20 protein-coding genes are annotated in these 16,087 nt (G+C 71.4%); 12 read left to right on the top strand and 8 right to left on the bottom strand.

Features of this window, described 5'->3' with window-relative positions; all coding sequences use genetic code 11:
* Positions 1-6: 6 nt before the first annotated feature.
* Positions 7-954, bottom strand: a complete 948-nt coding sequence (locus KGD87_RS29200) for a DUF2381 family protein (RefSeq protein WP_284664234.1) — start codon at positions 952-954, stop codon at positions 7-9.
* Between the two features lie 243 nt (positions 955-1,197).
* Here KGD87_RS29200 and KGD87_RS29195 point away from each other — a divergent pair, with 243 nt between their 5' ends.
* The 6 genes from KGD87_RS29195 (at position 1,198) to KGD87_RS29170 (ending at position 7,283) form a co-directional block, all read left to right on the top strand.
* On the top strand, positions 1,198-2,385 hold the full coding sequence (locus KGD87_RS29195; RefSeq protein ID WP_284664233.1) for an NAD(P)H-dependent flavin oxidoreductase: 1,188 nt from the start codon (positions 1,198-1,200) through the stop codon (positions 2,383-2,385).
* Between the two features lie 19 nt (positions 2,386-2,404).
* The gene (locus KGD87_RS29190; protein ID WP_284664232.1) at positions 2,405-2,797 is read left to right on the top strand and encodes a hypothetical protein; all 393 of its coding nucleotides are present in this window, start codon (positions 2,405-2,407) and stop codon (positions 2,795-2,797) included.
* A 19-nt stretch (positions 2,798-2,816) separates the two neighbouring features.
* Positions 2,817-5,144 carry a glycosyltransferase family protein gene (locus KGD87_RS29185; RefSeq protein ID WP_284664231.1) on the top strand — a complete coding sequence of 776 codons (2,328 nt, stop codon included), beginning with the start codon at positions 2,817-2,819 and terminating at the stop codon, positions 5,142-5,144.
* A gap of 64 nt (positions 5,145-5,208) precedes the next feature.
* On the top strand, positions 5,209-5,595 hold the full coding sequence (gene gloA, locus KGD87_RS29180) for a lactoylglutathione lyase (RefSeq protein ID WP_284664230.1): 387 nt from the start codon (positions 5,209-5,211) through the stop codon (positions 5,593-5,595).
* 72 nt (positions 5,596-5,667) lie between these two features.
* Complete coding sequence (gene nudC, locus KGD87_RS29175) at positions 5,668-6,501, top strand: NAD(+) diphosphatase (protein WP_284664229.1); 834 nt, start codon at positions 5,668-5,670, stop codon at positions 6,499-6,501.
* A gap of 89 nt (positions 6,502-6,590) precedes the next feature.
* On the top strand, positions 6,591-7,283 hold the full coding sequence (locus KGD87_RS29170) for a radical SAM protein (RefSeq protein WP_284664228.1): 693 nt from the start codon (positions 6,591-6,593) through the stop codon (positions 7,281-7,283).
* A 17-nt stretch (positions 7,284-7,300) separates the two neighbouring features.
* Here KGD87_RS29170 and KGD87_RS29165 read toward each other — a convergent pair whose 3' ends face one another.
* Positions 7,301-7,726, bottom strand: a complete 426-nt coding sequence (locus tag KGD87_RS29165) for a hypothetical protein (protein ID WP_284664227.1) — start codon at positions 7,724-7,726, stop codon at positions 7,301-7,303.
* Positions 7,727-7,754: 28 nt separating this feature from the next.
* The gene (locus KGD87_RS29160; RefSeq protein WP_176419557.1) at positions 7,755-8,093 is read right to left on the bottom strand and encodes a hypothetical protein; all 339 of its coding nucleotides are present in this window, start codon (positions 8,091-8,093) and stop codon (positions 7,755-7,757) included.
* Between the two features lie 32 nt (positions 8,094-8,125).
* Between KGD87_RS29160 and KGD87_RS29155 the strand changes: the two genes are divergently transcribed.
* Complete coding sequence (locus KGD87_RS29155) at positions 8,126-8,440, top strand: hypothetical protein (RefSeq protein ID WP_284664225.1); 315 nt, start codon at positions 8,126-8,128, stop codon at positions 8,438-8,440.
* A gap of 17 nt (positions 8,441-8,457) precedes the next feature.
* On the opposite strand, the gene KGD87_RS29150 is transcribed toward KGD87_RS29155, so the two are convergent.
* The 3 genes from KGD87_RS29150 to KGD87_RS29140 form a co-directional block, all read right to left on the bottom strand.
* Positions 8,458-8,841 (bottom strand): PKD domain-containing protein, encoded by a 384-nt coding sequence (locus KGD87_RS29150; protein ID WP_284664224.1) that lies wholly within the window; start codon positions 8,839-8,841, stop codon positions 8,458-8,460.
* Positions 8,842-8,923: 82 nt separating this feature from the next.
* Positions 8,924-9,196 (bottom strand): GIY-YIG nuclease family protein, encoded by a 273-nt coding sequence (locus tag KGD87_RS29145; RefSeq protein ID WP_284664223.1) that lies wholly within the window; start codon positions 9,194-9,196, stop codon positions 8,924-8,926.
* 25 nt (positions 9,197-9,221) lie between these two features.
* Positions 9,222-9,497 (bottom strand): CBS domain-containing protein, encoded by a 276-nt coding sequence (locus tag KGD87_RS29140; protein WP_284664222.1) that lies wholly within the window; start codon positions 9,495-9,497, stop codon positions 9,222-9,224.
* A 171-nt stretch (positions 9,498-9,668) separates the two neighbouring features.
* Here KGD87_RS29140 and KGD87_RS29135 point away from each other — a divergent pair, with 171 nt between their 5' ends.
* The 4 genes from KGD87_RS29135 to pdxA all read left to right on the top strand — a co-directional run bounded on the left by KGD87_RS29135 (position 9,669) and on the right by pdxA (position 13,872).
* On the top strand, positions 9,669-10,688 hold the full coding sequence (locus KGD87_RS29135) for an alpha/beta fold hydrolase (RefSeq protein ID WP_284668705.1): 1,020 nt from the start codon (positions 9,669-9,671) through the stop codon (positions 10,686-10,688).
* 106 nt (positions 10,689-10,794) lie between these two features.
* A complete protein-coding gene (locus tag KGD87_RS29130; protein WP_284664221.1) occupies positions 10,795-11,793 on the top strand; it encodes a peptidylprolyl isomerase in 999 nt (332 codons plus the stop codon).
* A 64-nt stretch (positions 11,794-11,857) separates the two neighbouring features.
* Entirely contained in the window at positions 11,858-12,826 is a 969-nt protein-coding gene (locus KGD87_RS29125) for a peptidylprolyl isomerase (RefSeq protein WP_284664220.1), read from the top strand.
* Positions 12,827-12,831: 5 nt separating this feature from the next.
* Complete coding sequence (gene pdxA / locus KGD87_RS29120; RefSeq protein WP_284664219.1) at positions 12,832-13,872, top strand: 4-hydroxythreonine-4-phosphate dehydrogenase PdxA; 1,041 nt, start codon at positions 12,832-12,834, stop codon at positions 13,870-13,872.
* Here the strand turns inward: pdxA and KGD87_RS29115 are convergent.
* Both KGD87_RS29115 and KGD87_RS29110 read right to left on the bottom strand, forming a co-directional pair.
* On the bottom strand, positions 13,793-14,110 hold the full coding sequence (locus KGD87_RS29115) for a hypothetical protein (RefSeq protein ID WP_284664218.1): 318 nt from the start codon (positions 14,108-14,110) through the stop codon (positions 13,793-13,795). The two genes, pdxA and KGD87_RS29115, sit on opposite strands and share 80 nt — an antisense overlap.
* 39 nt (positions 14,111-14,149) lie before the next feature.
* A complete protein-coding gene (locus KGD87_RS29110; protein ID WP_284664217.1) occupies positions 14,150-15,652 on the bottom strand; it encodes an AgmX/PglI C-terminal domain-containing protein in 1,503 nt (500 codons plus the stop codon).
* Between the two features lie 253 nt (positions 15,653-15,905).
* Between KGD87_RS29110 and KGD87_RS29105 the strand changes: the two genes are divergently transcribed.
* The gene (locus KGD87_RS29105; RefSeq protein WP_284664216.1) at positions 15,906-16,034 is read left to right on the top strand and encodes a hypothetical protein; all 129 of its coding nucleotides are present in this window, start codon (positions 15,906-15,908) and stop codon (positions 16,032-16,034) included.
* Positions 16,035-16,087 lie beyond the last annotated feature (53 nt).

Raw genomic sequence — 16,087 nt, 5'->3', positions numbered from 1 at the left:
GCACTTCTACTGCCGAACGAGGGTGTGATCCATCGCCACTGCGACCTGTAGGAACCCATCCCCCCGGAAGATCTGCAGGAAGAGATCAGCGAGCTGTCCACCCCCTGTCTCGAAGGCGCTCTTGTCAGCTACAACCGCGATCTTTCCCGACTGACCGTGCGCGATCTCGCCTCGGTCCATGCGAAGCGCAAAGGGGCGCGCCGTGTAGCTGGTGAAATCGCGAGTCAGGTAGGCGCCATCAAATGCCCATGGCTGGCCGTAGTCGGTGTTCTTCAGGTGGATGACGACCGCCGCCTTCCCGGGGCCCTCGAACAGTTCCACCTTCATGTCCATGTCCTCGTTTTTCGCGCGCCAGTACCTCTTGCGGCGAAACGGCGTCTTCTTGACCTCCCCGTTGGCAAGCAACGTCGCGAGGGCGTGATCGACCGAGTTCTCTTCCTTGCGGTAGCGCTCATTCTCTTCTGTGAGCGTGTCGTTCTTCTTGAGCGCGTCCATCAGGGCCGCGTACATGGACGCATAGCTCTCCCGATTTTTGAACACGTCGACCTGCTGGTCGAGAATCGGCGGCCACCCTCCGTCGCTCTTGCGCCACGGGGACTTCACGAGGAACGGAATCTCGGTCCCATCAATCAGTGTCACGACCAGGGGTATGCCCTCGTCCCGGTGGAGGTCCCGAATGGGCTCAAGGATGACCTTGTTGCGAGCCACCGCCACCGGTTCAAGCCGCCCCTCCCAACCCATCATCTTCGTCTTGCTCGGGTCTACAGTCTGCTCGAACCGCAGTGTCGTGACGACCTGCCCCTTCACGTAGACGGAGTGGGTGCCGTTAGCTGGGTGCTCGGAGAGCATGATGGCGCGCACAGCGGGCTTGTCGCGCTCGTCGCGGGCCTGAGCGGCTGATGACACCACGAGGACAGCAATCAGGCCATACCCGAAAACGGGAAGAGTGCGCATAGTCCCGCCAACCTACCAAGTTGGGTCCAAGCGCGGCAACCTTCGCGGGCCTCGCCTGTAGGATGCCGAGCATCGGCCCTGCTCGGTCCACTGAGAGGCGTCAGCGCCGACTCGCCAGGCCCCGCGCGCGGCTGTTGCCCGGCAACCAGCCTGGAAGGTGCTCTCCCGCTCCCCGCCTCTAGAACGACGGGGTTGCTGGTAACCTTGGAGAAGCCGAAGAGCCCGCCAGCTTCAGGAGACCCGATGAACGGAGCGAATGACGGACGTTCCCCGCCCTCTTCCCGTGAAGCCGAGCCCGAAGACGAGCACAGTGATTCGGGTCCGGAGCCCCGGCGGCCTCCGATTTATGTCCTGGAAGGCAACACCCTGCACACGCGGCTGACGCGCGAGCTGGGCGTGAAGTATCCGTTCGTCAGCGACGGCATGGCCTTCGTGGCGTTGACACCGCTGGTCATCGCCGTGTCAGAGGCGGGCGGCGTGGGCATGCTCGGCGCCGCGCCGGAGCCGGCGGACGTCCTGGATGTCCGGCTCCAGGCAATCCAAGCAGGCACGCAGCGGCCGTTCGGCGTGAACTTCCTCCTCGTCCCACGGGATGGCCGGCACCCCACCACGCGCGAGCACATCGAGGCGTGCGTCGCCCGGCGCGTGCCCATCGTCGCCTTCCAAGGCGGCCTGCCGCCCTCGGAGTGGGTGGCGACGCTGCGGGCCGCGGGCAGCCGGGTCTGGGTCCAGGCGCCCTCGGTCGAGGTGGCCCGGCTGGCCCTGGCGCTGGGCGTGGACGGGCTCATCGCGCAGGGCCGGCAGGCGTCCGGACTCAACCAGAGCACCACGCCCACCCTGGCGCTGGTGCGCGAGCTACGCGCGCTGACGGACTCGGTGCCGGTGCTGGCCGCGGGCGGCATCGCCGACGGGCTCAGCGCGGCGCGCGCCCTCTTCCATGGCGCAGACGGCGTCTGGGTGGGCACGCGCATGGTGGCCTCCGTGGAAGCGCACGCCCACCCGGCCTACAAGCAGCGCATCGTCGACGGGGACGCGGGGGACTCGGACGTCACCACCGTCTTCGGCCGGGAGTGGCCGGGCCACCGCATGCGCGTGCTGCGCAACGGCGTGGTGCGCGAGTGGACGGGACGCGAGGGCCGCGCGCCCATGCCCATGGCGACCGCGAAGCGCATCGGCACCACCCGGCTGTTCCCCGGCATCCCAGGCGGCCCCCTTGTCGACGTGCCACCGCACAGCGCCTTCGTGCCCACCCCCGACACCGAAGGGGACCTGGAGGAGATGGCCATGCCCGCCAGCGGCGCCAGCATGGCGCGCATCGAGAGCGTGCTACCCGCCGGACAGATTGTGGTGGAGCTGATGGAGCGAGCGCGCAGGGTGCTCGCGGATCCGCATGGCCTGGACGCCGACGCGGATGAGGACGGCCGGGGCTGAATTGGAGTAGAGCGCCCTCATGGGTGCAAGGTGGCGTCGAACGGCACAGGTCGGCTGGCTGGCTTTCGCGCTGTGCAGCGCCACCGCGGTGGTGCGCGCCGCCACGGCCGAGCTGCCGCCGCGTGAACGCACCCTGAACGCGGCCGAGCGCAAGCAGGTAGGCCGCGCCGCCGCGAGCCAGGAGCCGGAGTGGCGCCGCAAGTCGCGCCAGTCCTTTCCCGGCGACCGCTGGTCCCAGGACGATGACTTCGGCGCGTCCGAGCGCCAGTGGGCGCTGGACGAGGCCCGCCGCCGCCGCGTGCCGGTGACGGACGTCCTGGGCGCCATCGACGAGGAGCTGCGCGGCCAGCCCGTGCTGCCCCCGCGCAAGGCCACCGCAAGCCCCTGCAAGCCCCGCCCCTTCTACGACTGAGCTCCGGCGCCCACCGCCCATGATGCCTCCTCACCGCAGGCTGCTCCGCTTCGCCCACCGCGCCGCCACCCTCACCAGCGTGCGGCTGGCCCTGTTCGCCGCGCTGGCGCTGGCCGCCGCCTGGCGTCCGCTGCAGCAGGCCGGAGGCATGAATGACTTCCGCGACGCGCACCTGCTGCACTCGTACGAGGACGCGGGGACGCGCACGGTGACGCACTACGGGCAGCTCCCGCTGTGGAACCCGTGGGCCTGCGGCGGGCAGTACGCGCTGGGCAGTCCGCAGACGCGGGTGGCGTCTCCCACGCTGCTCGTGTCCGCGCTCATGGGCGCGCGGACGGCGGAGCCGCTGCTGCTGTGGGCCTTCCTCGTGCTCGGCATGGAGGGCTTCTTCCACTACGCGCGGCGGCGCGTGGGCTCCGCGCTGGGGGCGCTCGGCGCGGCGCCGCTGTTCGGCCTGGCGGGCTTCACCGCGCTGTCGTGGTCCATCGGCTGGCTCAACTTCGCGGGCTTCCTGCTGCTGCCCTGGCTGCTGTGGGGCACGCGCCGCGCGGCGGAGGGCAGCCTTCGCGGCGCCGCGGTGGTGGCCGGCACCTTCGCGGTGCTGCTGGGCTTCGGCGGCACGTACCCCGTCCCCATGGGCGCGCTCTTCGTCGCGCTGGAGGCCGGGCGCACGCTGCACGGCCTGCGCGGGACGCCCCGGCGCAAGGCGGCCCTGTGGGCCCTGGGCGCCACCGCCGTGTTCACCCTGGGCGCCTGCGCGTTCCGGCTGTGGCCGCTGGTGGAGACCATGCGCTCGGCGCCGCGCATCATGGCGGGCACGCCGGGCAACTCCGCGGAGGAGCTGGCGCGCATGCTGCTCCAGATGCCGGCGCGCTCCGGCCACAGCGACCCGGGCAACTTCTTCCTCGCGCCGGCGGTGCTCGCGCTGATTCCGCTGGCCGCGTGGGCGTGGCGCCGCGCGCTGTACCCGGCGGTGCTGGCGGCGCTGTGCGTGTGGATGGCGGCCGGCTACGCCGCGGTGCCCTCGCTGTTCGGCGCGCTGCGGCTGCTGCCCATCTTCGGGACGCTGCGCTATCCGGAGCGCTTCCTCGTGCCCGCCGGGCTCTTCCTGGCGGAGCTGGTGGCGCTGGGGCTCGCCGTGCTGCTGGTGCGCGTGTGGCGCGTGCCGGCCGCGCGCACGGCGACGTCCTGGTGGCCCACCGCCGCGGTGGTGGCCTGCGTCCTCATCGCCGTGGGCTGGGGCTTCCAGGTGCGCGCCTTCGACCGGCTCAGCCGCTGGTCGCAGGTGGTGCCCTCGCCCGGCCCCGTCCCCGAGGAGGCGGAGCGCCCCTTCGCCCAGGCCCGCGGCAACCGCTGGGCCCAGGGCTACTTCCTGGCGCTCAACCGGGGCTCCATCGCCTGTGGCGAAGCGTGGCCGGTGCCCATGTCCGAGCGCCTGCGCGGCGACCTGCCCCAGGAGGAGTACCTGGAGGACGCCTCCGCGGGCACCGCGCGCCGCGTGGAGTGGACCCCCAACCGCGTCACGGTGGACGTGACGGCCACGCGTCCCACGGTGCTCCTGGTGAACCAGAACTGGCACCCGGGCTGGAAGTCCTCGGAGGGCCAGGTGGTGTCCCAGGACGGGCTGCTCGGCGTGCGCGTGGCGGAAGGGACGCACCGCGTGGTGCTGCGCTTCCTGCCACGCTCCGGCCTGGGCGGCGCGGGGGTCTCCGCGCTCGCGTGGCTGGGCCTGGGCTTCGTGGCCTGGCGGCTGCGCGGGCGGCTGGGGCCCGCGGCCATCGGCGTGGCCACGGTGCCGCTGGTGGTCTGGGGCGTGCTGCTGGCGACGTCACCGGAGCCGCTGGCGCGCGCGGCGCCCCTCAACGCGGATGGCTCGCCGATGCGCGTGGCGTCGCTGCCGCCCACCGCGAAGCCCGTGGGCGCGCAGTTCGACGTGCCGGTGGAGCTGGTGAGCGCGGAGCTACCGTCGGCGCCGGACGCGGAGGGGCTGCTCCACCTGGTGCTCTACTGGCGCGTCACCGGGCCGGTGCCTCGCTCCGCGGGCATCTTCGTCCACTTCCCGGGCCCGCCGGGCAGCAAGCGGAAGAACGCGGACCACCCGGTGCTGGGCGGCACCTACTTCTTCGCCGAGGCGCCCCGGGACACGCTCCTGCGGGACGCCTTCTCCGTGTCCACGAAGGACTGGGACGCGGGCGAGCGGAAGGTCCTGGTGGGCCTGTGGCACGCCGGGGGTGATGGCTCACGCATCAATGGACGGGGCGCGGACGGAAAGCCACTGACGCCGTCCCATGTCCAGGTGGGCACACTCACGGTGCCGCCCAAGGCACAGTCCGAGGAGACGCCCTGAGTCCCCGGGGCAGCGGGCGGCGGGGACGCATGACGCGACGCGATGATGGCGTTATGAAGCGCGCATGCGAATCCTGCACACCATGCTCCGCGTCGGTGACCTCGAGCGCTCGCTCGACTTCTACACCCGGGTCATCGGCATGAAGTTGCTGCGCCGCCACGACTACCCGGACGGCAAGTTCACCCTGGCCTTCGTGGGCTTCGGCCCCGAGGACACCCACCCCGCGCTGGAGCTCACGCACAACTGGGGCGTCGAGAAGTACGAGCTCGGCACGGCCTACGGCCACGTGGCGCTGGGCGTCAGTGACATCCATGGGACGTGCGAGGCCATCCGGCAGGCCGGTGGCAAGGTGGTGCGCGAGCCCGGCCCCATGAAGCACGGCACCACCGTCATCGCCTTCGTCGAGGACCCGGACGGCTACAAGGTGGAGCTCATCCAGAAGGACCGCTGAGCCCGCCGCCGTCCCAGGCCCGAAGCTCACGCAACGCCTGCACATCCGGCCCAGGCCCGTTAGTGTGGCGCCGTGAGCTCCGCACCCCTCTTCGTCCCCGACCACACCCCACCCGACCGGCCACGCGAGGGCGCCCTGCTCTTCCTCGCCCGGGGCATGGACGTGCTCGTCCAGGAGCACGCGGACGGCATCGCCATCCCCACCGGCGCGGCCTTCCCGGAGCTCGCCGCCGCCGCGCACTACCTGGGGGCGCTGGACGGCGTGGACTGCTACGCGGCGGGGTTCGCCAAGGACTTCGCCCCGCCCGACGGCTACAAGGTCGTCGCCGCCCGCTCGCTCTTCAAGCGCGTGGATGACGCCCGCTTCGCCGTGGCGGGCCGCGCGCTCGCGATTGTCGAGTGGGACCTCACCCACCGCTTCTGCGGCCGGTGCGGACAGCCCACCCTGTTGGTCGCGGGAGAGCGCGCCCGCCGCTGCCCGGTGGACAAGACGCCCTTCTATCCCCGCATCGCCCCCGCCATCATCGTCCTCATCACCCGCGGCGACACGATGCTGCTGGCGCAGAACGCCCAGTTCCCGGAGCCCATGTTCAGCACGCTCGCCGGCTTCGTGGAGCCGGGCGAGTCGCTGGAGGAGTGCGTGGCGCGTGAGGTGAAGGAGGAGGTCGGCATCGACGTGAAGAACGTCCGCTACTTCGGCTCGCAGCCGTGGCCCTTCGGACGCTCGCTCATGGTGGGCTTCACCGCCGAGCACGCGGGCGGCGAAATCACCGTGGACCGCAAGGAAATCTCCGAGGCCCACTGGTTCAGCACAGACAACCTGCCGCGCATCCCCCCGAAGCTCAGCATCGCCCGGCAGCTCATCGACGCCTTCGTCGAGCGCGTGAAGGGCCCCGCCGCCCCTTGAGTGCTCCTCGGGCGAGGCAGCAGGCCGCGCTTGACCTGGCGCGGCAGGTTGGGGTTGAAGCGCCCCTCCCCCGAAGCAGCGAAGACGCCATGCCCGCAGCGCGCCCACACATCGAGCCCCGACGCGTCCCCACCGCGGACTCCGTGGTGGTGAAGGAAATCTACCTCAGCGTCCAGGGTGAGTCCTCCCACGCCGGGCTGCTGTGCGCCTTCATCCGCCTCACGGGCTGCCACCTGCGCTGCACCTACTGCGACAGCGAGTTCGCCTTCCACGGCGGCGCGCGCCGGAAAATCACGGACATCGTCAGCGAGGTGCGGGGCCTGCGCACGCCCATGGTGGAAGTCACGGGCGGCGAGCCGCTGCTCCAGCCCGGCGTCTACCCGCTGATGGAGGCGCTGCTCGACGCCGGCTTCAAGGTGCTGCTGGAGACGAGCGGCGCCATCGACGTGCGGCTGGTGCCTCCGGCGGTGCACAAAATCGTCGACATGAAGACGCCCTCCTCCGGAGAGCACCCGCGCAACGACTACCGCAACTTCACGTCGATGAACGGCAACGACGAGCTGAAGTTCGTCATCGGCTCGCGCGAGGACTACGACTGGGCCAAGGCGCTCATCGCCGAGCACCAGCTGCTCCAGAAGCCCTACGGCACCCTGTTCTCCACCGTGTTCGACAAGCTCCACCCGCGCGAGCTCGCCGAGTGGGTCATCGAGGACAGGCTCGCCGTGCGCTTCCAGCTGCAGATGCACAAGTACCTGTGGGACCCGAACGCGCGCGGCGTGTGAGCGCGGCGCTTCGGCCCTCAGGACCCGAAGCCAAAGAAGACGACGCCCAGCCAGCTCGAGGCCAGCCCCAGGTTCAGCCAGCCGAGCCCCGTCGTCACCCACGCCAGCGTCCTGCCGCGCTCGGCGCCCTCGCCCCGGGCGATGCGCCGCAGCTCCCGCAGGCCCAGCACCACGCCGGCCAGCCCCGCCACCAGCGTGGGCAGCGGCAACGCCAGCGAGCACGGCAGGCACACCAGCCCCGCCACGTTGAGCGCCAGCGCCACCCGAATCACCCGCGAAGGACGCGCCTCCCGGCGCAGCACCGCCACGCAGGGCGCGCAGTAGGGGGCCTCACCCGCCAGCTCCGTGCAGTCCCCGCACAGGAAGCCGCCGCAGCGCGTGCACGTGGCCACCGCGGCCGCGTCCGGGTGGGTGGCGCAGACGGCGCCGACGGGTGTGCGCACGCGGCCTTCCACGCCGGGCGCCCCGCCGTCAGAAGCCCGTGGGAGGCGTGCGCGAGGCCAGCGCCGAAAGGCTGTGCAGGCCCAGCCCCAGGAACACGGCGGCCAGCACGGTGCTGGCCATGAAGCCCGCGACGATGAGGCCCTTGCGCCGGTGCTCGAACTGGCTGAAGGCGTAGAAGGGCATGTAGCAGGGAATCAGCAGCACCATCACCCCCGTGCCCACGCTCCGCCGGAAGGCGTGGACGAGCAGGGTGGCGGCGCAGCCCAGCGCGAGCGCGGCGAACAGGATGGCGAGCGGGAGCAGCGGCACGTTTCCCCCCTTAACACGTTCCACGCTTTGCGGCGCTGGCGTGCACATATTAAGCACGCCCCGACGTCAACCAGCCGAGGTGCCTGCCGATGAACGCCGCCAAGACGCTGCTCAACTTCGTCCTCGCCGGCGCCCTGCTGGGCGTCGTGGTCGCCTCCTGGCTGGGCCCCCACTACCTGGGCTGGAACAACGAGACGCCCTACGCCACCCAGACGATGTGCAACCTGCCCGAGGTCATCCGCCAGACGTCCGCGGACCTGATTTCGTACCAGGTCATCGGCGGGGGCGCGGGCGCGGGCCTCTTCCTCATCCTGGGCGGGCTCTTCGTGCGCCGCGCCCACCAGCGGGCGCGGGGGCAGGCCGGCCAGACGCCGCCCCCCACGGAGCCACGCGCCACCCCCTGACGCGCGGCCCGCGGCGCTCAGGGCGACTGGGACGCCGCCGCGTGGACGATGACGCCGGGGCCCTGGGCCACGATGCCACCCCCCTCGCTGTCCAGCACGGTGACCATGATGGCGAAGTTCGTCGTCTCCGACACCTCGGGCGCCACCCAGGTGGGATTGCGCGCGTTCACATCGCTGAAGGTGCCCGCGGGCTGCGCCGGGAGCTGCTTCCACTGGTAGGTCATCGCGTCCCCGTCCGGGTCTTCGACCTCGAAGATGAAGGACACCTCGCCCCCCGCCGCGACGACCTGCGGTGAAGGCCGAGGCCCCGTGGAGACCTCCGGCGGGTGGTTGGCCCGGCAGGACACCCCGAGCCCCAACAGCACCAACGCCCCGAACACTTTCGAGTACGAGTGAGACATGAACCGGCCCCCTTGCATGGTCGCGCCAGAGTAACGCGCCTGCAACGGGGGAGGTATTGCCCCACCGGCGTGATACAGGCGCTCAGGTATGCCCCAGCATGCGCAGCTTCTCCGCGCGCGACAGCCGCTTGATGGCGGCCTCCCGCCGGAGCGCCGCGCCGCGGTCCCCCGCAGCCTCGCTCCATACCAGGGTGACGGGCAGCCGCGCCCGCGTGTACGCCGCGCCGCGCCCCCGGCCATGGGTGGCCAGCCGACGCTCCAGGTTGCTGGTGGCGCCGGTGTACAGCGTGCCGTCATGGCAGCGCAGGATGTAGACAGTCCACGAGGGCGATTCGTCCGGCACGGCGCGCCGCACTCTACCGCCCCCGGGGACCGCCGTCTCACCCCGCGCCGCGAGGCCGCAGGCCCCGAAGCCGCAACCGCGGCGCCCCCGCCCACACCGCGCCAGGAGCCCCCGCCCGCGCCATGACGCCGGACACCGGCGCCAGTGGGTCCCCCCTCCAGGCCGCGAGGAGGTGCTCCTCGCTGACCAACCCCAACAACCCGCCCCCCTCCCCCACCACGCCCAACAACCGCACCTGGTGCCGCTCCATCTTCCGAAGGGCCGCCAGCAGGGTATCCGTGGGAAAAGCGGTGGCGATAAGGGAGGACCACATTTCCTTCAACGCCTGTTTCCGCCGCATTGCCACGTCCTCCGAGTCGTTGCCTACATCTCCCTGCAACAGTCCTGCCGGGCAGGGGCCTGCTCACCAATGAACACGGCAGGGCCCCGCGGTCCGGCTTAGACTGGCGGCGTGACTCGTCGACAGGTGGCACGGCTGGGCCGGATGGCGGACCTCTTTTCGCGGACGATGACGCGTGGGAAGGAGGGGTTGCTGACGCTCAGCTTCCGCCCGGATGAGCTGTACCGGGTGCCCACGGACGACGGGGCCTCCATTGCCCTGGGCCGCTACCACCCCCGGGGCGAGAAGCGCTTCGCCCAGCCCGTCATCCTCTGCCACGGGCTGGGGGCCAACCGCTTCCACCTGGACTTCGACGAGCAGTACAGCCTGGCCCGCTACCTGGCCCGCTCCGGCTTTGAGACCTGGGTGCTGGAGCTGCGGGGCCGGGGGCTGGCGGGCGACTGCCCGGACTTCAACTTCGACGACCAGGCCGAGCACGACGTGCGCACGGCGGTGCGAACCGTCTTGTCCACAGGTGCGAAGGAAGTGCTCTGGGTGGGTCATTCCAAGGGCGGGCTGATGCTCTACGCCCACCTGGCGAAGACGCCGCAGGCGCCCGTGCGGGCGGCCGTGGCCCTGGGCAGCCCCTTCACCTTCGCGGTGCAACCGGGCCTGCGCACCTTCATCCAGCGGGTGGAGCCAGTGCTGAAGCTGCGGGTCATCCCCACCAGCCGCGTCACCAGCATCGCCCTGTTCGGCGCGCCGCCGGGGCCCATGAGCCGCTACATGATGCTGGCGGAGAACATGGAGCCGGAGGTGGTGCGGCGCGCGCTGGCCAACGTGCCCGCCGACATCGCCGGCGGCGTGGCCCGCCAGTTCGCGCGGTGGATTACCACCAACCGCTTCACGTCCTACAACGGCGAGTTCGACTACCGCGAGTCCCTGTCCCGGGTGACCATCCCCTTCCTGCTGCTGGCGGGCAGCAAGGACCTGCTGGCCCCGCCCATGGCGGTGGCGCGGGCCAAGGAGTACCTGGGCGGGCCGGTGAAGGTCCTCGTGGCGGGCAAGGCCCACGGCTTCGGGGCGGACTATGGGCACGCGGACCTGGTCCTGGGCCGCCGGGCCCCGGACGAAATCTTCCCGCTGATAGAGGCGTTCCTCTCCGCACACGCGACGCGGCCGTAGGCCCGGTGAGGTTGTCCGGCCCTGCCCGGCGTGCTACCGGAACGGGCCTCGCGCCATGACTGACGGCTTGCCACCCTGGAGCCCTCCCCCCCACGAGGCCCCGCGCATGCGCTTCTCTCCCACCCGCGCCTTCCTGGTCCCACTCGCCATCGCGCTGGCGACGGGGCTGGGCATGCCCGCCTGCACCAAGCCCGTGAAGGAGACGCCAGAGGCCCTGGTGGTCGCCAGCGTCAACGGCGAGGTGCTCAGCCGGGCGGACTTCGAGCAGGAGCTGTGGCGCGAGCTGGCGCTGTCGGACGTGTCCCAGCGCACCTCCGAGGACGTGGAGCCCTTCAAGCACGCGCTGCTCGACACGTACATCCACCGGATGCTGCTCCTCCAGGAGGCGCGAAAGCACAACGTCACCGTCACCCCGGAGGAGGTGGACCGGGGGGTGCTGCGGCTGTCGGGGGATTATCCGGCGGGCAACTTCAACGAGGTTTTGGCCCAGGGGCAGCTGTCCATGGCGGAGCTGCGCTCGCGGGAAGCAAGCCGGCTGACCATCGAAAAGCTGTTCGCCAGCCACGTCTATTCGCGCGTGGCGGTGACGGAAGAAGAGCTGCGGGCCTGGTACGCCGCGCACGAGCAGGACTTCCACGAGACCGAGCAGGTCCACGCCGCGCAAATCGTGGTGAAGGGCCTGGACGAGGCACGGCGGCTGCAATCCCAGCTCAAGTCCGGCAAGAAGTTCGCGGACCTGGCGCGCAGGTATTCGCTCAGCGCGGACGCCAAGCTGGGAGGCGACCTGGGGTTCTTCCCCCGGGGGCAGATGCCGCCCGCCTTCGACGAGGTGGTATTCAAGCTGGGGGTGGGGCAGGTTTCGGACGTGGTGTCCACCGAGTACGGCTTCCACCTGTTCCGCGTGCTGGAGCGCAAGCCGGCGCGCAAGCGGGAGTTCGCGGAGGTGCGTGCGCTGGTGGAGGGCAAGCTGCTGGAGCAGAAGCGGTCGCAGGCACAGGAGACGTTCGAGCAGGAGCTGCGGCAGAAGGCGCAGGTCCAGGTGAACGAGGCCACGTTGCAGGCCATCCGCGGGCGGGTGGCGCCCCAGCAGGCGACGGCGGAGTGACGACGGAATCGAAGACCGGGGCGGCGGTTGGACGCGCCCGGGGTGGTACGGAAGGATGGCAGGAATGAAGAAGCTGGTGGCGGCAATCGCGGCGGTGGCGCTCCTGGGGAGCGGCGGGGCCGCGCACGCGGAGCTGGTGGACAAGGTGGCCGCGGTGGTGAACCGCGACATCATCGCGCTGTCCGAGGTGCAGCAGCGCGCGGCGCCGGAGATGGCCCGCGTCAACGACCCGGACCCGCGCAAGCGCGGCGAGCAGCGGCTGGCGCTGATGAAGACGGCCCTGGACACCCTCATCGGCGAGAAGCTGATGGAGTCCGAAATCGCGCAAATGGGCATCACCGCCACCGAGGCGGAGGTGGATGAGCTGGTGGCGGACGTGCGCCAGCAGAACAACATCACCGACCCCGCGCAGTTCGAGCAGCTCCTGATGGGGGAAGGCCTCACCATGGCCACCTACCGGGACATGATGCGCAAGCGCATCCTGAGAGACCGCCTGCTGCGCATGAAGGTGGGCCCCCAGGTGAAAATCACCGAGGAGGACCTCAAGGCCGCCTACACGCAGTACACGCGCCTGGAGAGCGGTGACTCGGAGGTCCACGCGCGCCACATCCTGGTGCAGGTGGACGCCAAGGCCACGGCGGAGCAGGTGGAGGCCGCCAGGCAGCGGGCGGAGGCCATCGCCACGGAGGCGCGCCGGCCGGGCATGGACTTCGCTTCGCTGGCCCGCGCCCGCAGCGAAGGCCCCAGCGCCGCGGACGGGGGAGATTTGGGCTGGTTCAAGCGTGGCGTCATGGTCGCGGCCTTCGAGAAGGCCGCGTTCGGCCTCCCCGAGGGCGGCGTCAGCGCGCCGGTGCGCACCAACTTCGGCTGGCACGTGCTGAAGGTGGAGGAGCGCCGCTCGGTGGCCGCCGCGTCCTACGAGGAGATGCGCTCCAAGCTGGAGGGCAAGCTGCTCCAGGAGAAGACGGAGAAGTTCCTCGACCAGTACGTGCAGGAGCTGCGGCAGAAGGCCAGCGTCGACGTGAAGATGTAGCCGCCATGGGACCTCCGCTCGTCGGCATCTCCCTGGGGGACGTGTCGGGCATCGGGCCGGAGGTGACGGCCGCGGCCCTGACGAAGCCCGCCGTGCGCAAGGTGCTCGTCCCCGTCATCTTCGGGGACGGGCCCACGCTGGCGCGCTTCCCCGCCTTGCGCCGCTACGCCCGCGTGGAGCCCTCCGCCCTGGGCCGCGTGGAAGGCCCCACCGTGGTGGAGGTGACGCGGCTTCCGGAGAAGGACCGCGCGCCCGGAAGGCCCTCGCGCGAGGGCGGCCGTGCGCAGTACGCCTTCGTGAGGGCGGCCATCGACGCGATGCGGGCCGGACACGTGGACGCGCTGTGCACCGCGCCCGTGTCGAAGGAGCAGATTTCCCGCGCGGGCATCCCCTTCATGGGCCACACCGAGGTGCTGGCGGAGGCCTTCGGCGTGGAGGTGATGATGCTGATGGACGGGCCTCGCGTGCGCGTGGCGCTGGCCACCAACCACGTTCCCCTGGCGGACCTGCCGCGCCTGCTCACCGTGGACGGGCTGACGGCGCAGCTCAAGCTGCTGTCGCGCAGCCTGGAGCCGGTGGTGGGCCACAAGCCGCGCATCGCCGTGCTGGGGCTCAACCCGCACGCGGGCGAAGGTGGGCTCCTGGGACGCGAAGAGGTGGAGGTGATTGGCCCCGCCATCCGCAAGGCCCGCGCGGCCCGGGTGGACGCGCATGGGCCCCTCCCCGCGGACGGCCTCTTCGCGAAGCCCGACGCGGTGGGCGCGCGCTACGACGTGGTGCTGGCCATGTACCACGACCAGGGGCTCATCCCGGCCAAGGCGCTGGACTTCGAGCGCACCGTGAATGTGACGCTGGGCCTGCCCGTGCCGCGCACGTCTCCCGACCACGGCACGGCGTACGCCATCGCTGGCAAGGGTGAGGCGAGCTGCGTGCCCATGGTGGAAGCGCTGCTCAAGGCCGCGCAGCTCACGGGGGCCCGTCTTTCGCACCGGACAACGCGGCGACGTGCTCGGCCAGGTCCGCTCCGTCCTTCGCGGGGTCGATGAGCTGGACGTGCGCACCGGAGCCACTGTCCGGGAGCACCATCACCGTCACGAGGCCTTCGGGACACTCCCCCAGACACCCTGACTCCATCACCCGCGTCCGCTCCGCGAGCCCCCGTCCCGCCAGGGCCGCCTGCAGCCGGCTCGGCAGGTCCACGCCACCGGCGCTGACCTCCAGCCGCATGAGGCAGCAGTGGCAGACGTGCAACTCGGTGGGCTCCGGGGGTTCGAGCGCTGACATTCCAGGAGGGAGCATAGGAGCCAGCGGGCCGACCCCGCCTCAGAAAATGAAGGGGAAGCGGATGGGCTCCTGCATCCGCACCTGATGCACCGGGAAGGTCCAGCGGCGCACCACGTCCTCGATGCAGCGCGACAGCGGCGTGGCGCGCAGCGCGGCGGTGTCCATGGACACGTTGAGCGTCTCACCGCTGGGGAGCACCGACCACTGCACCATGAAGCGGCCACCGGCCTCCATCGGCGTGCCCCGCGCGTGTGAGCGCAGGCATGCGGTGATGGCGGGCTGGTTCGTCAGCACCACCTGCTTCACGTCCTCCGGCGTGAGGTGCGCCTTCACGTCCACCGCGGGCGGCACGTAGACGGTGCGCGCGGACTCCTCCGCCTTCGCGCCCTCCGCGTCCGCGTCTTCGGTGAAGCCCAATTCGCGCGCGAAGGCCTCGTCGAGGTCCTCGTATGGCCCCTTCTCCGACGTGTCCTCCTCCGCGGCGACGTCGCCCGGGGAAGTCGCGATGCGGTCCTGAGACGCCGAGCCTTCCGCCTCCGGGGCTCCGAAGTCGAGCTCGACGGGCGCGGGAGGCAGGGCCGACGCTGCGTCCGTCTTCGCGGGTGCCTTGCGCTGGATGGGCGCGGGGCGCACCACCGCGAGCGACTCCGCCACGGGCGTGCCCGGGTTTCGCGCCGGCTCCGAAGCAGGCGCGGACGCGCGCAGTCCCTTCGCCGCGTCCTGAAGAAGCGCCGAGCCCATGCCCGGCTGCGTGCTGGAGACCGCCACGGACGACGCAGCACCAGAGACGCGCGACGAGGGCTCGAGCGCCGCGTCCGACGATGAAGCGCTCATGGCGGCCTCCGTGGACGTGCTTGCTCCGCTGGCGTGCCCCGACGGGGCGGCGGTGCGCATCGCGGCGCCAGCGCCCGCCGAGGCCAGGCCCGCCTGGGTGTCACCGCTCGCGCCGAGGACAGCGCCGTGCGCCGCGCTCCGGAGGGCTCCATCGACGCGCGCCCGCGTCCCCGTGGAATCTCCGCGCACGGAGAGTCCCGCGACCAGCAGCAGGCCCGCCGTCAGCGCGCCCACGGCCGCCGCGCCCATCAACGCCCCGGGACGAAGGACCAGGACACGGCCTGTCCTGGTCGCCCGCGCACGACGCCACCGCGCGGATTCCGGGTGCGCATGCGTCGGCGCATCACCCCACATGGGCGCAGCCGGCGCACGCGCCAGCACATTCTCCGCACGCGGCGGCAACAAGGCGCGCAGGGACGTCACCTGCTTCGCGCCAGGCGAAGTGCGCATCCACTCGGGAATCTCCACCGGGGGCTCAGGCAACACGTCCAGCGCGCGCGAGGTGGACGGCGACAGGCGCGCCAGCCACGCAATCTCCTCCTCCGCGAGCGCGAGCAGCGCGCGCATGCTCGCGGAAACCTCCGCCACGGGTGCGGTGGCCTCCTCGGCCGCGTCGTCTTCACCCACCTCGAGGAGCTCACGGTCGAGATACGCGTCGAGGTCACCCTCCAGCACCTCGCTCACGCGCACCGTGCCGCGCGGCGCCAACGCACCTGGAGTGCCTATGCCCTGAGTACGAAACTGCCCTTCAGCTCCGGAAAGAAGCTCGTCCACACGCCCTCCCTCGCCCGCGCTGCACTCACCGGCCCTGACTTCGACAGGGCGTGCAACGTAGGAACCGGTCCTCGTCGCGCCACCCCCCACTGTTCGTCCTAGAACGCTGTGCCCCCTGAAGGCACCGCGCCTGTCCACTGCTTCACCGGACCCACTCACGGCGGATGGCACCGAGGCCACCGACGCCGTGTACTTCACCGACGAGTGGCAGCGCCGCGACGGGAAGTGGAAGAGGGTGTTCGCGTTCAGCAGCCCGGCCGCCGCGCCCACCGAGGCTCAGCAGGTGCCCGAAGCCGCACCGCAGCAGCAGCAGTAGCCTCTGCCCTGGCGTCCCGCCGGGACGTTCCACACTCCACACCTCCGATGCGC

The sequence above is a fragment of the Myxococcus sp. SDU36 genome (genome assembly GCF_030168875.1).
Lineage (GTDB): Bacteria > Myxococcota > Myxococcia > Myxococcales > Myxococcaceae > Myxococcus > Myxococcus vastator.
This window is presented reverse-complemented; position numbering and strand designations above follow the sequence as displayed.

Excerpts from the sequence above, each read along its gene's own strand:
- KGD87_RS29150 (WP_284664224.1), bottom strand. The coding sequence starts at position 8,841 with ATGTCTCACTCGTACTCGAAAGTGTTCGGGGCGTTGGTGCTGTTGGGG.
- KGD87_RS29185 (WP_284664231.1), top strand. The coding sequence starts at position 2,817 with ATGATGCCTCCTCACCGCAGGCTGCTCCGCTTCGCCCACCGCGCCGCC.
- KGD87_RS29190 (WP_284664232.1), top strand. The coding sequence starts at position 2,405 with ATGGGTGCAAGGTGGCGTCGAACGGCACAGGTCGGCTGGCTGGCTTTC.
- KGD87_RS29155 (WP_284664225.1), top strand. The coding sequence starts at position 8,126 with ATGAACGCCGCCAAGACGCTGCTCAACTTCGTCCTCGCCGGCGCCCTG.
- KGD87_RS29135 (WP_284668705.1), top strand. The coding sequence starts at position 9,669 with ATGGCGGACCTCTTTTCGCGGACGATGACGCGTGGGAAGGAGGGGTTG.
- KGD87_RS29115 (WP_284664218.1), bottom strand. The coding sequence starts at position 14,110 with ATGTCAGCGCTCGAACCCCCGGAGCCCACCGAGTTGCACGTCTGCCAC.
- KGD87_RS29195 (WP_284664233.1), top strand. The coding sequence starts at position 1,198 with ATGAACGGAGCGAATGACGGACGTTCCCCGCCCTCTTCCCGTGAAGCC.
- KGD87_RS29130 (WP_284664221.1), top strand. The coding sequence starts at position 10,795 with ATGCGCTTCTCTCCCACCCGCGCCTTCCTGGTCCCACTCGCCATCGCG.
- KGD87_RS29125 (WP_284664220.1), top strand. The coding sequence starts at position 11,858 with ATGAAGAAGCTGGTGGCGGCAATCGCGGCGGTGGCGCTCCTGGGGAGC.
- pdxA (WP_284664219.1), top strand. The coding sequence starts at position 12,832 with ATGGGACCTCCGCTCGTCGGCATCTCCCTGGGGGACGTGTCGGGCATC.
- KGD87_RS29140 (WP_284664222.1), bottom strand. The coding sequence starts at position 9,497 with ATGTGGTCCTCCCTTATCGCCACCGCTTTTCCCACGGATACCCTGCTG.
- KGD87_RS29170 (WP_284664228.1), top strand. The coding sequence starts at position 6,591 with ATGCCCGCAGCGCGCCCACACATCGAGCCCCGACGCGTCCCCACCGCG.
- gloA (WP_284664230.1), top strand. The coding sequence starts at position 5,209 with ATGCGAATCCTGCACACCATGCTCCGCGTCGGTGACCTCGAGCGCTCG.
- KGD87_RS29200 (WP_284664234.1), bottom strand. The coding sequence starts at position 954 with ATGCGCACTCTTCCCGTTTTCGGGTATGGCCTGATTGCTGTCCTCGTG.